The sequence below is a fragment of the Pseudomonas sp. GL_135 genome (genome assembly GCF_057834665.1).
Genome location: NZ_CM174408.1, coordinates 4,017,162 through 4,032,829, shown reverse-complemented (window position 1 = coordinate 4,032,829; position 15,668 = coordinate 4,017,162). Strand labels below are relative to the sequence as shown.

Here is a 15,668-nt window from a genome sequence, read left to right as displayed (position 1 = left end):
GTTTTTGCAGGATTTTCAGGGAAGGGTGTCGCAAAGTGGTGAATCAGTTGAAGGATACGAATCCTCGCTCGGCTCGTCAGCGCTAGCAGAAAGCATTTCTCAGAGCTGCCAGCGCATTGCTCAAACTTTTTTACGGGTGCTTACCCTCTGTAGTCGCGGGTCGCAGGCTGAAGCTTCTTGTATGACTACGCCGTTAGTCGGTTCTGACCGGCGGATTGGCGTGGGTCTGCTTGACTTATTTTAAGGATCTTGTGCGGTGATCCATTAATGGAAGCGTTATCTCAGGATGAGGACCGTCATGAAGAAGATCGTCAAGAATTCCGCCAAGTCCGTTTCGGCCCTGGATATGCTGCTGGGCAATACACGGCAGACCAAGGCTGGAATTTCTGCGCTGACCCAGCAGTTCAGTTCGGTTCTGAGCCTGGCCCAAGCCAATATTCCCCGCTTGATGAAGCAAAACCCGCAGATGCACATCACTGAAGCCCGCGATATCCATTCGCGTGCGCAGGCGATGTCTGTCGTGATTGCCCGACAGTTTCGCGAGCAACGTCTGACTGCCTCAGTGCGCCAGGCTAATCGCCCGCCGTCAGGAATCAGAGGGTTGGTGGATGGCCCTACCTACACGGACATGTTCAACCCGGACTGGGCCAATCACTGTCCGCCGGATGCCATTGAAGCCACCACTTCACCCGTTGCCTATCTGGCGGATCTGTATCGGTTCGCGCTGGAGTTGGAGGCCTCCGGTGATCAGAGCGCAATCATCAGCCTCGACGCGCGGCGGCCTGATCTGAAGGACCTGCTGCTCGACCACACTGCGCTCAACCGCGTAGAGCCGACCATTGTGTTGGTCAACGAGATTCTGGAGAGCTCGATCCGTGGTCATCTGGACAGCATCGCGCTTGTGGACAAGCCGGTCGACGATGCGCTACTGGAGGCGCGCTACCCCAATGCGCTGCCGTTCGAGCGCTACACCAGCCAGATCAACTACGCCCTCGGCCGCAAGAATTACACCCTGGGCGATGCCATACGCGCGGCGGACCCTGATTATCCGTACTTCAAGGAGCCCGGTGTGCATTCCTTGCTGTCGGACATCGCGCTGATTCAGGACACCGGGTTTGGTCCAGTGCAGCAGGGGTTGCTGCTCGAAGCACCGTATTTTCCTCAAGACGATGCCCCGGCACATCCGCTGAGTTCAAGCCGAGGCCGCATCGATCCGCGCACCCGCCTGTTGCGCGATGAAACCGACCTGGGCACCCCCACAACGTTTTATCTGGACAACTTTGGTGTGGGCGGTTTTACCGATTTGGAGGACACCCAGACGTTTTGCCTTCGCACCGGGCTTACCACCGAGGAACTTGAAGCCTTATTGTCCGTCGGTGCGTTCGCAACGACCCGTTCATCCAACGTCACTCAGGGCGCGGGGCAGGCAGTGGATGGCAGCCTGTCCGGTTCGGTCTACATCAACGCTGGCGCATCGCCGGCGATGGGCATTGAAACGCTGCCAGCGCAGAACGGCGGTCCCGGGCCAAGGCATCGCCTCACCGGCAGCTCGCCTGATCGATTTGATCGCATGAACCGGATGATCCGCTTATCGCGCTGGCTTGAGCTGCCATTTCACGAAGTGGACCTGCTGCTGGTGGCCTCGTTGCAAGCCGAGCAACAGGCATCCACTGTCGCTCGCAGAGTCAAGGCAGGCGACTCGAACCCCTACCACATCACCCAGAACACACTCCGCTCGCTGGGCCTGTTTCAGATCGTGCGCAAACGTTTTGGCGCGACCGCCGAAGATTTTGCCGCGTTGCTGTACGGGTTGGGCACGTATGGACGGGGGAAGACCGCGTCGCAATTTGATCAGGTGTTTAACGGCCAGGCGTTGTTTGAGGTGCCGCTGATTCTCGACGACCAGCCGTTTTCGATCATCCCCGAGAACGAGGCTGAGCGGCAGAAGATCAATCACTTGTGCGCGGCGCTGGGGATGACCTACGAGGTGTTTCGCTATGTCGCCAAGGTGGTGCGACAGACCTACGCCGGGCAATCGTTGAGCTGGTCCCGCGAGGTGGTTTCAGCGTTTTATCGCCTGGTGAAACTGCCGCGTTATCTAGGCCTCAATACCGTTGAAGCGCTGGCGCTGCTGGAGTTGCTGGATGACGGCGGCAGCCATCTGGTTTCCAAGCTGGCTGGGGTAACTCAGATCGCGACCTATTACGCCTCGTCCAACACCGACACCTTGAGTGTGCTTCATGCACTGGTGGACTTCGGCGGCTGGATCAAAGAAAACAAGTGGGGCGTCGCTCAACTGTGCCAGCTGGTGCTGCCACCTGCGACCCAGCCCATTGCCACCGAGGCCGAACAGGGTCTGCTCGAGCAAATACATTCGCGCCTGACAGCCGCGCTGATCACCGACAGCAGCTTTGCGCAAGTCGGGGCGCCGGACGTATCGGTGACGGTGAAGCGGGATGAGCTGGGCAAGGAGTTTTATGCCAGTGACCCGATTGACTGGTTTGCTCAATTGTCCGGCTTTATTGATGAGGGTCAGACCGGTGCCCCCTCCAGAGGGTTGGTCAAGAATCTTGACGGTGAAACAGAGGATTCTTTTGAAAGCGCATTGAGCGGGCAGGTGTCCAAAATATTGGTCGACCTTGGCCTGGCCGTGGACGAGCTGCATCCGAAAATCACCAACATGGTCATGCGCGCTCGAGGGGCACAGGAAGCTTTGCTCATGGAGGGGCTGGCCAGCTATTTGAGTACCTCGGCCGACCTTGCAAAGGCTCTGTTGTCCTGGGCACATGGCAGTCGTTATCAGCTTCTGCAGGAAGTGGTGAGGGTTTATGGCGCACGGTCTTCGACGACCGTAGAAATTGGCGACGAGGTTTTGCTGGTGCTTCAGGCGCTGACGAAGCGCGGTGTTGTCAGTTCGCACTTGGGGTTAAGCCCCGCACTGATCGCGCAACTGGTAGAGCATTACCCATGGTTTGGCTTGGAAAACGCCGAGATGTCACTGAAATTGGTGTTTTTTCTCACCCAGTACGCCATGGTTTTACGGCTGAGTGAGCAGAATGAAGAAACCCTGTTGGACTATTTTCGGCTGATCAACACCCTCTGGGTGGATGCAAGCGATGCGGACAAACGTCTGATCCGCGAAAGTGCTGCCAGCAAACTGGCAGGATTTTTGCGCTGGGGCGCCCGCGAGGTGCTGGCGTCGTCCTACCACATCAACCCTGATGACGGTGTGGTTTTCAGCTTGCGAGACTTCGACACGGTCGTCCGGGTTTCCCTCCTGAGTCATCGCACAGGGCTGGACGCCAGAGCGTTATTGGCACTGCATTTACTCGCGCCCACCAGTGTCATTGGGGCTTACCGCGAGGCTGCTGAACTGGCTTTGAGCTGCCTTACCCAGTCGTTGCAGATCGTTCCTGCTGAAGAAGTTGGACAGAGCTTAAATAGCACTATCACCGTAACACCCGATTATCTGGTTGCTAACCGCGCAGGTGAGACTGCGACCTATACCATTACATTGCGCGATTTCATGGATGTGCCGTTTGAGGGCATCAGGGTTAGATGGGCGACCGATCTGGGCGCATTGCAGCAGACGGAGACAGTCACAGATAAAAACGGTGTCAGCTATACGACACTGGAAAGCGGACCTGACATGGGCGTTGCAAATGTGGTCGCCAGCTATGGACTCGGTGAAACGCTCAAGGCACCTGGCGTCACAATTGATTGTGATGAAGAGACCATTCACTTCATTGAGGGCACTTATGAAGGGGATCCGGCATTGGCCAATAAACTGGAACCGATCTATTTCACACTGAACGCGGTGGACGATTTCGGTAATCAGGCTGCCGACCGCGCGGTCGAGTGGGGTACAAGCCTGGGCGAGTTTCAGCGCTATCAAACCATTACCGATCAGGCCGGCCGTACCCGCGCTGAACTGCGCAGCAGCTCGGCCGGAAAATCCGCTGTGATCGCACACTATAGAAACGGCCGAGACTTCGAGTTTATAGAGGTCGAGTTCGTCAGCATCCCTTACTTTCAATACGTCAGATTCTCGACAACGGTGGTTGTCGGTATTGAAGTGGAAGTTTCTTGTGCGCTGGTTGAACTCAATGGCACGCCCAAAGAAGGGGAAGAGGTCACGTGGAGCTCCGATCTCCCCGGCCTGCTTGACGAGGTGAGTACGACGAATAGCGACGGCGTGGCCACGGCAACGTACGTGGCCTCCGCAGTGGGCAGTGTCACGGTTGAAGCGAAATGGCAAAGCACGTCGAAAAGCAGCGAAAGCACGGTCGTTTATCCATTAGCGGAAATTGTGAAACAAGAGGCAAGCAGTGATCAGTTCTTGGTGGGAAGCCCCCATCCTATTTTGTTTAAGGTTTGGCTGGAATTGGACGGAGAGGTTGCTCCACGTACGCTGGTGGAGTGGTCGACGACGGAGGGTGTCGAAAGCACGAGTTATAGCGATAAAGATGGGGTGGCAGTTTTTAATTCGACGTTCAAGCACGGGGAGCATGTGGTGACAGCCAGGGTGAGTGGCACTGACGATTCGGTAACCTTCAATGTCTCCGCAATGCCTCCGGTAGAGTTCACCGTGGAAATGAAGAAAGGCATGTTCGATGAAAACTCGCCTCTTCTCCTTTCCCGTAGCGTGCCCAATAATCTTCTCGTCAAAGTAACCGATGAGTCCGGAACGCCTATTCCCGGTGTTGAGTTTCAATTGGATTTTGTCGGTGAGGACCCGGCTTTAATGGGCGTCACCATCCAGGGCCTGGGCGAAACACAGCTTTCAACCCTGGAAGGTGTCAACTTTGGTATCCAAGCGGCGCCTGGTGATAAGGGCACCATGACCCTCAAACTGACCGGTGCCCTGCTGGAAGAGTGGCGCGAAACTTACCAGCTTGGGTGGATTTATCAATTTTATACGTCGAGACTTTTGCCTGACGATAATCTGAATTTGAGGTGGGTCTGCGAAGTCACTCTGCCTGATCCTTACGATGGGCCAGTTGTCGACGACCTGGGAGTTATCACTATAAGTGCGGTTGAGCAAGATATCAGTTTTCCGGTGTCCGTAAAGCTTGACGGACGCCCCCTTTATTTGGGTATCCCATCGAAAGACCTGTCAAGCGTGCCTAACGGCGCCGTCATGACGGCTTCACGTCTCGAAGCGTTGGAGGGGTATTTAGTCGTACTGGCTGGGCAGAGTACCCTTACTAGAAATTAGCGCTCTGGCAGGTGTTCAGGGTGGATGAACGACATAGAACTAGTACCTGACGAAGCGCTATGGAGTTTAGTTGTTCTGCCATTGTTTGTTAGCAAAACCCTTGTTGGTGTTCGCGCATGTGCGATGACAAGGAGCGGATGCGTGGCTTCGTACAATCTTGTACAGGCTGCGTGGTGGTAGATTGATGTAAATATCCGATATCAAAGGAATGACGTGATGAAAACTGAAGACGCGAAAAGTGTGCAGCAAGAACCTGGCTTCTCTTTTAGCTGGGCGTTGAAAGGTGAAAGGCTAGAGCGTGAAGATGCACCCTGGCTACTCGGGCGAGATGTTCGTTATGAATTGACGGTTAATACCGTGAATCTGGATGGAAATCCAATGAGCGGTATTAAATACCAGCTTAAAGTAAATGCCGAGTTGTTTGACAAATACTTATTTTTAGTGTCCCCGGTAAACAAAGATGTGGTCAGCACTACGAGGGGCGATGCTTTCGAGATTTTCGCTCGGTTACGCCCTAACGCGTCGAATTACGAACACACCAATGTTACGTTTGAAATATCTCTGGAGTCTGAAGGCGGTGTCGTCCAGAAAATTGCATTTGCCATGGGTAGATTAGCCCAGTGGTCGCTGTTTTCTGTTATAGAAGAAAATAGTTCCTATTGGTTTTCGGCCATCAGTGCGTGGGCAGGCGAAGGGAATCCAGGTTTCTGGGATTGGGATACCTCTAAGATTAATGAGTGCGACATCAGTATTCCAGTTCCAGGTTTAGAAGTGAAGGCGAGATCGGTGGACTATACTGACGACGGCAGGCTGAGAGTATTTCATCGCGTCGATAAGGCGTCGTTCCCAGGCTTGGCTGGGACTGACGTGGAGGTAAACTATAAACCTGGATTTTCGGGTAATGGATACTGGGGAACACTCCCTCATACGCATGTTTTTCAGTTGCCTGAGAGTCGAAATCCAAGGGCGTAAGTTTGTTTGAAGAGTCAATACGACGGGGCGGTATCATCATGGACGATAACTTTCATTCGCAGCTTCATCAACAACACCGCGACGCCCTGGTCGCTTACTACCTGGGCCAGCTCGTGCCCAACGCAGACGCTCCTGCACTGGCTAAACTCGTAGCGCCGGACGATCTTTACGAATACCTGCTGATCGACAATCAGGTCAGCGCCGAAGTAGACACCAGTCGGGTTGCGCAAGGCATTGCCAGCATTCAACAGCACGTGCACGCCATCTATAACGGCATGGAGCCGGGGTTTGGGGAGATTCCCGATCTCGCCGAGCACACTCGTACGCAGCAATTGTGGCGTGAGGGCATGAGTGAATACAGCACCTGGGCGGGTTACCAGATGCTGGCCGACTATCCGGAAAACTATCTCGACCCGTCCTTGCGACTGGGCAAGACCGAGGCGTTCAAGGCGCTGGAAGGGGATCTGGCGCAGGCGCGACTGACAACGGATACGGTGCAAAAAGCGCTGGGCAACTACCTGACGCTGTTCGAAGAAGTCAGCAACCTCAATACGGTGGCCTGTTATATCGACGGCGTGGATTTTCGCCAGTCCGACTATTACTTTATCGGCCGCCAGACAGTGGAGCCGTTCGCTTGTTACTGGCGCAAGGCGGCCATTGATCTGGATGGGAGCAGCCCGGTGGTGCCACCGGCCGCGTGGACTGAGTGGAAGAAGATCGAAACGCAAACGTCTGGACAAGTTACTCACATCCGCCCGGTGGTGGTGGAGGGGCGTCTGCATGTGGTGTGGCTGGAACAACTACGAGAAGGACTGGACGCAAATGAAAAGCCCAAGGCTGACAGTTTTATCTATCGACTGAACGTGAGTTACCTGCAAAGCAACGGGCGATGGAGTGCTGCAATCGCGTTGCGTGAATGCACGATGCCTTCGTTTGAAACACTCGAAGCGTCGGATTATATGCTGATAGCTACGTTTGATAACCGCTCTCATGCAGATCCCAGACTCATCATCGGCTTTTTAAAACGACACGTTACTGTCGTGGAAGGCTACGCATTCGTGCTGGTGAAGGATAAGTACTGGCAGTCCGTCACACCGACTTCGGCATCCATGACCTCAGCACTTTCCGCGCTGGTGAAGCAACTGGGTGGCGATCGCGGGCGCGCACAAGTTCTGATGGAAGGTGCCGACGCTGACGGGAAAGTGTGGACCCTGGACCGCGTGGACCTGAATCCAAGCGGTGACAACGATCCTGGCGTCTTGACTCCGTTTCTCGATCTCAATGTACGCATCAAAGTGATTGACCAGGTTTGCAACATTGAGTCCATCGGCGTGTGCAGCAAGCCGCTGTATGAGGACGCTGAAGGGATCACTCCCCTACGTCGCAACTTCGGTATCTGGAAAAGCGTGCCAGACGCCGATCTTGCTGTTGTGCTGAACGGCTCGGCCAGAACGATTGCGCAAGTTGATCCATGGAGCGGCGAGTTGACGTATCCGATGCGCTTCGGCATGAAAAAAGAGGCGGGCAGCCTGGGCTACAACGAATTCACCATCACCCGCAAAGAACGTTCCGATGCGATGCCCACTATCGTCACCACCGCCGATGGTAGCCAGTTCATCGATCTGGAATGCCTGTTGGTGCCGTCTCTGCGTTACGTGCGGCTCAACACCGCCTTCGCCGGTGAGCTTGTGCGCAGGGCCGAGGTCTCTGTGGAGGCAGCGCTGGGCTGGGAGGCACAGCACATGCTCGAAGGCGCTGCACCGTACAAGCAGCCCCAGCCCGTCGATTTCAACGGCGCCAACGGGCGGTACTTCTGGGAGCTGTTCTTTCACCTGCCACACCTGGTCGCGACGCGTTTGCATCAGTCGTTCGACTACGCGGGCGCTGAACAATGGCTGCATTATCTGTTCAATCCACAGGCGCGGGTGGCGCCGTTGCATCCCGCTCCTGCGCTTGTGGACTGGCTGCCCTACTGGACCAGCCGACCTTTGGCGTTCGCCGATGACCCGTCGCGCGACACCGCCGCGCCACGGGACCCGGACACCATCGCGTATGGCGCGCCTTCACACTATCGCAAAGCCATTTTCATGCTCTATGTGGACAACCTCATTGCCTGGGGCGACTCGCTTTACCGGCAGGTGACGCGCGACACCTTGAACGAAGCCCAGCTGCATTACGTCCGTGCACTGTCGCTGCTGGGGCCTCTGTCCAAGGGGCGCAGCATCAGCCAATGGACGCCGCAAACCCTGGCTCAAGCCGCCCGTCATGAGGATGACGCCTTGGCAGCTTTCGAGGTATCAACCGCCGCGTCCCTCGAACACGTGACTTGCGCGTCTCTGGGTGCCGAATCCTGGCTTCGCCTGATCGACGCTCCCTGGTTTCGCCTGCCGGTCAATACCCGCCTGCTGGACGTGTGGGACCAGCTGGACGCGCGTCTCTACAACCTGCGCAACAACCTGACGCTGGATGGCCGGCCGATGAAGTTGGCGTTGTATGAGGCCCCGGCCAACCCGCAGGACCTTCTGCGTGCTCAACTGGCAGGCAGCAGCGCCGCCGTCCGGCGTCTGGGTGCACTGGCGATCATTGCGCCTTACCGCTTTACGGCGATGCTGATGGGTGCGCGGTCGGCGGTGGACACGCTTATGGCGTTTGGCAGTCAACTGCAGGCGCATATGGAAAACCGCGACCGCGCCGAACAGCAGAGTCTGCAACAGGCTCATCTGCTGGAGCTGACACGGTTCGTGGAAACCTTCGACACTCAGGCCATCGAGCAGGCGGAACTCAACCTCGCAGCGTTGAAGTCACGTCGTGAGCAACTGCACGCCAAAATCGCGTCCTACGACAAGTGGCTGGAACAGGATGTCAGCGATGCGGAATTGGCGGCGGAACAGATGCTCGCCGGAGCCAGTGCCTCACGGATGGTAGCGGCCGGATTACGCTCAGCCGGCAGCGCGTTGAGCGCGCTTCCCAACACCATCACCTTGATATGCGCCCCGGTGCCTATCCCGGTACCGGGTGGATGGACCTGGGGAGGGCCGCCCTGGGCGGCGGCTTCACTGCTGGAGGGTTCGGCCCTCTATTTTTCGGACAGTGCCGAAGCGCAGTTACGTGCCGATGCCCGTGAGCGGCGGCGCACCGAGTGGGCGTTCCTCAAGGACGAGGCGCAAAATCAGCTCGAGGCGCTCGCCCTGCAGGATGAGCTGCAGCAGATGTTGATTCGTTCAGCACAACTGAAACGCGATCGCTCTCGCAAATCCAGTGAAGCGGCGCAGGCGCTGTATGCATTTATCCAGAACCGCGCCACCAATGCTGCCCTGTATCAGTGGTTGGGCGGGCAGATGGCCACGCTTTATTTTCAGGCCTACGACGCCGTGTTTTCGCTGTGCCTGGCCACCGAAGCATGCTGGCAGTACGAGATCGGAGATAGCGACACGCGCTTCATACCGGTCAATGCGTGGCAGGACAACCGCCACGGGCTTACGGCAGGAGAAAGCCTGGGGCTGGGGCTGATGCAAATGGAGTCGGCCTTTCTTGTGCGCAATGAGCGGTCCCTTGACCTGGCAAAAACCGTATCGCTAAGACGCTTGCTGGCTGACTACCAAACCGACGGAAACGAGGCAGGCTGGCCTTCCGTGATCGCCCAGTTGCGTGCGTCCGGCACACTTGATTTTGCCTTGAAGCCATCGCTGTTCGACCGGGATTATCCGGGCCACTACTTGCGTCGACTGGGACAGGTAACGCTGTCGCTGCCCGGCGTGCTGGGGCCGTTCGAGAACGCCCGGGCGGTGCTCGGACAACTCACTAACAGCTACTTGCTGAAGGCTGATCCGGGTGGTTGCAAACACATGTATCAGCAGGCCAATGAGTTGCCGGGCGAGCACGATGACGTCAATCCCAGGTTTGTCATCGCCAATCCCAGATCAGGGCAGCAGATCGCGATCTCAGGTGATACCGAAGACAGCGGTCTGCATACGCCCCTGGGGGGGGATGAGCGTTACCTGCCCTTTGAAGGGACTGGCGCAGTATCGAGCTGGACGCTGACGTTTGCCCGACATGAATGTGTCACGCAGCAACGGATGTTCGATGAGTTGCAGGACATCATCATCCACCTGCGCTATCGCGCTATGGACGGTGGAAAAGTGTTTGCCGAACAGGTCAAGGCGCTGCTGCCACCCCCTGACCAGCGTCGGTTAGCGGCGACGCTGGCCGCCAGTCTTTAACAGGATCGTGCCGCTCTGGCGGCGCGGCGTACGCACATCAACGGATGATGAGGGCAAGGCCATGAGCCAGGCAATTATTGGGGTTCTGGAAGAACAACGACGGGATGCTTTGGTCGCCTACTACCTGGGCCAGCTCGCTCCGCAGGGAAACGCGGCGTTGAGTCCGGCGCTGACCCAAGACGATCTCTACGAGTATCTGCTGATCGACAATCAGGTCACCGGGCAGGTGGACACCAGTCGAGTGGCGCAGAGCATTGCCAGCGTCCAGCAACATATTCACGCCATCTACAATGGCATGGAGCCAGGCTACGCCAACGCATCCCGCGAATCGCTGACGCTCTGGCGCGAGGGCATGTCGCAGTACAGCGTGTGGGCGGGCTACCAGATGCTTGCGGATTACCCCGAAAACTATCTTGACCCGACGCTGCGACTCGACAAGACGAGCATGTTCGAGACTTTTGAGTCAGAAATCGCCCAGGCCCGGTTGTCTCGGGACTCGGTTCAAAGCGCGTTGGGCAACTACCTGCAGGCATTCGAGGTGATCAGCAATCTGCAGATCACCGGTTGTTATGTGGACAGCACGAAGTTTGTGGATGCCGATTACTATTTTATCGGACGGCAAAGCATCGAGCCGTTTGGGTTCTATTGGCGCAAGGCGCATTTATATCCGGGAGACGATGCAACCAAGGCGACCATGGCGGGCTGGACACAGTGGTTGCCGATTGACTCGGTTTCGGGTGCACATATAAAACATTGTCGGCCGGTTGTCATGGATGGGCGTTTATATGCGGTCTGGGCTGAATCAGGGAAAGCGATGTATGACGATGCCGGGGCGACGACCGGTGAGTTCGAATATCATCTGAAGCTGGCGTATCGAAGGCTTGATAATGGCTGGAGTGTGCCAATTCATCTTCAGTCGGGCGTGGCACCGGATGAGTTGCTCGCCAATGAGGTGAGTGCCGAGGGTGTTGTTACAAAAGGCTATCGACTCGGTGTTGGCACTGACCGGGCCGCTGATGGTGGTCGGCTGTTAGCGGTGCACTTTGTCTCACAAGGATTCGAGCCTGATATCAACACTTACCACGTGCGCGACAGTCTTTTACACCCTGTCAACCTTGATGTCTCCGGGAGCATGGGTGCAATGCTTGGCGCAGACAGCCGTCGGGTTCAGTTCGCCTTCGACGATGTGGCCAGCAAGTATACGATTGCGCCGATAACGTGGGATCAAGCAAGCGAGGGAACTGTACTCGGGAGAGGAGAGTTGGCGGTCAATCAATACTTGACACTTCACGTCGATTGGAAAAACGGAGTCGGGACCCTTCAAGGGTTCTGCAATAAGGCAGTCAATGTAAAGCGAGACAGTGATTTTATTTATAGTAAATCCATCGACTACAGTCAGCGGTATGGATTTCATGTGGACGTCATCTCAGGTATCGGCGATTTAACATTCAGCGTGATCAGGTTCATCGACAAGCACCTGGAGATTCCTTCTATAGACGCATCACTCATTTATGCTGGAGAGGTGCTCTGTACCGTTACTGAAGCCGACTTCGTGGACTACGCTGACGAGTATTTCAGTTATATGCAGGCACAGAAAGTTATTAAGTTTGATCAAGAGGCGTTTGAATTGACGGGCAGTGACGGTGAGTTCATCGCCAACATTAGCGATAGCATGGACTGGCCACTGGATTGTGCTCACTACAAGCCTAATTACCAACCGGCGGAGATGGAGTGGGTTATCCGCCGCTTCGATCCTAATATATCGGTAGGGAGTGGCACATTAATTTTAAATGGCGCTGCCAAGACGCCCTTGCTCGATCACGAGTGGGGGACGCAATATGACCCCAATCGTGTGTATCAGTGGGGTGAAAAACTTGGTGATGACATGAATTTCGGCGCAAACGCATTCAAGGTCGAGCGGGTGCCTGTATCCAACCCCGCTCCATTGATCAAAACAACCCCAGCCGGCGCGCATTACCTTGATCTCAGCACCATCGGCATCGATGCCAGCGCCGCTTCCATTCGCCTCAACACCCTTTTCGCGAAGGAACTGTCGCACAAGGCTGCTTTCTCGCTGGAAAGTGCGTTGTCCTGGGAAACCCAGCACACCGTAGAACCTGAATTACCCGGCCAGACCGCGCCGGTTTACCTGGACTTCGATGGCGCCAATGGCCTTTATTTCTGGGAGATTTTCTTTCACGTCTCGCACTTGGTCGCCTGGCGCTTACAGCAGGAGTTCGACTACTCAGAAGCGCAGGCGTGGCTGGAGCGCCTGTTCAATCCGCAAATGCGCGTGGCTCCACTTTACCCGCCGCCTTCGACAACCGATTGGCTGCCTTACTGGAGTTGCCGTCCGCTGGGCCTGCCTGATCACTTCAACACCGAGCTGGAAGGTTTGGGCAATCCTGACGCCATCGCGCGAGGGGCGCCGTCGCACTACCGCAAAGCGATATTCATGCTCTACGTGAACAACCTCATGACCTGGGGCGACATGCTGTATCGCCAGGTCACCCGCGACACCCTCAACGAGGCCAAGCTGCTGTACGTTCGGGCAGGCTCCCTGTTAGGCCCGTTGTCGAATGGCCGCAGTATCAGCCGCTGGACGCCCGCGACCCTGTCTGCTGTGCTGGAACCGGAGAAGCGTTCCTTTGCCTTGATCGAGTCGTCCATGCTCGACGCGCTGCGTGACTTGATCCCGCTGCGCGATGACGGCGCACCCTGGCTGCGTCTGCTTGATCTCCCGGCTTTCCGACTGCCGGTCAACAGCCAGTTGCTGGACCTGTGGAGCCAGCTGGAGCAACGGCTGTTCAACCTGCGGAACAACCTGACGCTGGATGGCAAGCCGATGCAATTGGCGCTGTACGAAGCCCCGGCCAATCCGCTGGACCTGCTGCGTGCGCAGTTGAGCGGCTCGAGCCTGAGCCAGCGGCGCCTGGGCTCGCTGGCAATCATCCCACCGTATCGTTTTCGCGCCATGCTGCCGCGCACCCAATACGCGGTGGAAATGTTGATCCGTTTTGCCCAGCTAGTGCTCAACCACATGGAATCCCGGGACCGAGCCGAGCAGGATGAGCTGCAGCAGGGGCAGATCGTCGATGATCTGGCGACCTTTGCCGAGCGGCTACAACAAAATGCCATCGATGAGGCCGGCAAAAGCCGCGACGCGTTGCAAGCAAGTCGGCGCGGTGTCGCCGCGCGCAAGGCGTATTACGACGCGTTAGTGCGCAAGGATGTCAGCGCCCTGGAAAAATCTGCCCATGGCAAGCGTATGGCTGCGATGGGCTCTACCGTTGCTGCCCGGGCGCTGGGTGCCGCGGGACACTTCGCCAACCTGGCGCCTAACCTGTTCGGTGGTGCCACCGGTGGCATGCACTGGGGCGGCGCTGCTTTTGGCCCGGCGGAATTAGCCGAAAGTGCCGCTGCAGTATTGTCGGAGCTGGCCCAGGTACAACTGACCACTGACCTGCAAAATCGCCGTCGTGACGAGTGGCAGTTCATGGCCAAACAGGCTGAGTTCGAGCTGGAAATACTCGATCAGCAGATCCAGGCGCAGGAAGTGAACATGCAGTCGGCCACAACCAGTCTGGAACAGGCCACCAAAGCGCGGGAACAGGCGCAAGCGATGTACGCCTTCATCAAAGGGCGGGCCTGCGGCGCTGGGCTGTATCAATGGTTGTTGAGCCAGATGTCGACGCTGTATTTCCAGGCCTACGACGCCGTGCTCTCGATGTGCTTGAGCACCGAAGCCTGTTGGCAGTATGAAATCGGCGACCGCGATACGCGGTTTATCTCGACCACCGCCTGGGCTGATAACCGCTTCGGGTTGACAGCGGGCGAGTCCCTTAAATTGGGCTTGCTGCAGATGGAGTCGGCGTATCTGAGTCGTCATGAGCGGCGCCTTGAACTGACAAAAACCGTGTCGCTCAAAGCGCTATTGCAGGATTACGATCCAGGCGCCGCTTTATCGTCGCAGACCGCTGCCACGGGTTGGGACGCGGTGGTCGAGACACTGCGGGCCGAAGGTGAAATCAATTTTCAGCTCAAGTCCTCGACATTCGACAAGGACTACCCCGGCCATTACTTGCGCCAACTGGTGCGGGTGTCGGTGTCATTGCCAGTCGTGCTCCAACCCTATCAGGACATTCATGCAACGCTGAGCCAGCAGTCCAGCAGTTATTTGTTGAAGCCGCAGATTGGCAATGTGAAATACCTTTATCAACAGGCTGGGGAGCTGGCAGAAGGCGACGAAGATATTCGTCAGGATCAGATCGTCTTTAACCCGCGATCCAATCAGCAGATTGGTCTTTCCAGCGGTGTTGATGACCATGGCATGGCTACGCTGGACTTTGGCGATGAGCGTTATTTCCCGTTTGAAGGCACGGGCGCCATCTCCAGTTGGACGCTGAGTTTCCCCAACCATGAATCCGAGAGTCAGCAGGCTATGCTTGCAACGCTGACCGACGTCATCTTGCATGTGCGATACATGGCGCTCGACGGCGGAAAAGCGTTCAGTGAAGAGGTCGAGGCGTTGGTGGCGTCGGTCGAAGAAGGGGAGGCCCGTCGTCGCTCACCGCCGGGTGTACTCCACGACCGGGTCACTCACTAGCGGATTTCGCTGATGTATGCCCCTACATCCTTGAGGATGATTCGCAACGTCGCATCCAGATCGGCCAGCTCACTGGCCGGCGTGCTGTGCAGGATTTCGTAGGACGTATCTCCGCCCAGATGGATGGCGTCCCCGGCGTCAATCTCCAACAGCAGGCGGGTGGCGCTGAAGGTGACGATGATCTGCTCGTCGACGTGAATGGTGTCGTCGCGGAAGGTGATGTCGACTTCGTCCTCGTCCGGAAAGCGCGCCAGCATGAACAGGTCGCCGTTTGACCCATGGCAACACGCCAGCGCCATGTCATCTTCTTCCTCGTCACAGGGGTTGTAGATGAAACTGTCGGTGGTCATGAGCATGGGGATGTTCCTTGAGGGCGTCTGGGGGGGCTGAGCGGGATTTTGCCAGTGTTCGCGCACATTTGCCCACTCACTCGTACAAGGCCCGGGTTGTCATCTCAGCCAGGTGGCGCCTTCGCCGCTTTCGCAACATCCCGTAGCAACCCGATGTCCGAATATGTCGCAGCACCGCAAGCAGGCGCGCGGCTGGTCTCGTTAAGCTGCGTAGCAGATGAAACGCTGTACAGCCGAGCCTGCCTGGGCGACGGTGTACACGGTTCATTCGGGTCGGCCAGATGTGACGGCGCACACACGAC

The 15,668-nt window shown here is 56.9% G+C and carries 5 protein-coding genes; 4 read left to right on the top strand and 1 reads right to left on the bottom strand.

Features of this window, described 5'->3' with window-relative positions; genetic code table 11:
- Window positions 1-298 precede the first annotated feature (298 nt).
- The 4 genes from AC3ISG_RS17905 (at window position 299) to AC3ISG_RS17890 (ending at window position 15,016) form a co-directional block, all read left to right on the top strand.
- The gene (locus AC3ISG_RS17905; RefSeq protein ID WP_489297595.1) at window positions 299-5,218 is read left to right on the top strand and encodes a Tc toxin subunit A; all 4,920 of its coding nucleotides are present in this window, start codon (window positions 299-301) and stop codon (window positions 5,216-5,218) included.
- Window positions 5,219-5,434: 216 nt separating this feature from the next.
- Complete coding sequence (locus tag AC3ISG_RS17900; protein WP_489297594.1) at window positions 5,435-6,190, top strand: hypothetical protein; 756 nt, start codon at window positions 5,435-5,437, stop codon at window positions 6,188-6,190.
- Between the two features lie 38 nt (window positions 6,191-6,228).
- Window positions 6,229-10,410 (top strand): Tc toxin subunit A-related protein, encoded by a 4,182-nt coding sequence (locus AC3ISG_RS17895; protein WP_489297593.1) that lies wholly within the window; start codon window positions 6,229-6,231, stop codon window positions 10,408-10,410.
- 61 nt (window positions 10,411-10,471) lie between these two features.
- Entirely contained in the window at window positions 10,472-15,016 is a 4,545-nt protein-coding gene (locus AC3ISG_RS17890; protein WP_489297592.1) for a Tc toxin subunit A-related protein, read from the top strand.
- Here the strand turns inward: AC3ISG_RS17890 and AC3ISG_RS17885 are convergent.
- Window positions 15,013-15,372: a hypothetical protein gene (locus tag AC3ISG_RS17885; RefSeq protein ID WP_122537594.1), complete on the bottom strand. Its 360-nt coding sequence runs from the start codon at window positions 15,370-15,372 to the stop codon at window positions 15,013-15,015. The two genes, AC3ISG_RS17890 and AC3ISG_RS17885, sit on opposite strands and share 4 nt — an antisense overlap.
- Window positions 15,373-15,668: the final 296 nt, after the last annotated feature.

Coding starts and splice junctions, on each gene's coding strand:
- AC3ISG_RS17905 (WP_489297595.1), top strand. CDS start 299: ATGAAGAAGATCGTCAAGAATTCCGCCAAGTCCGTTTCGGCCCTGGAT.
- AC3ISG_RS17900 (WP_489297594.1), top strand. CDS start 5,435: ATGAAAACTGAAGACGCGAAAAGTGTGCAGCAAGAACCTGGCTTCTCT.
- AC3ISG_RS17895 (WP_489297593.1), top strand. CDS start 6,229: ATGGACGATAACTTTCATTCGCAGCTTCATCAACAACACCGCGACGCC.
- AC3ISG_RS17890 (WP_489297592.1), top strand. CDS start 10,472: ATGAGCCAGGCAATTATTGGGGTTCTGGAAGAACAACGACGGGATGCT.
- AC3ISG_RS17885 (WP_122537594.1), bottom strand. CDS start 15,372: ATGCTCATGACCACCGACAGTTTCATCTACAACCCCTGTGACGAGGAA.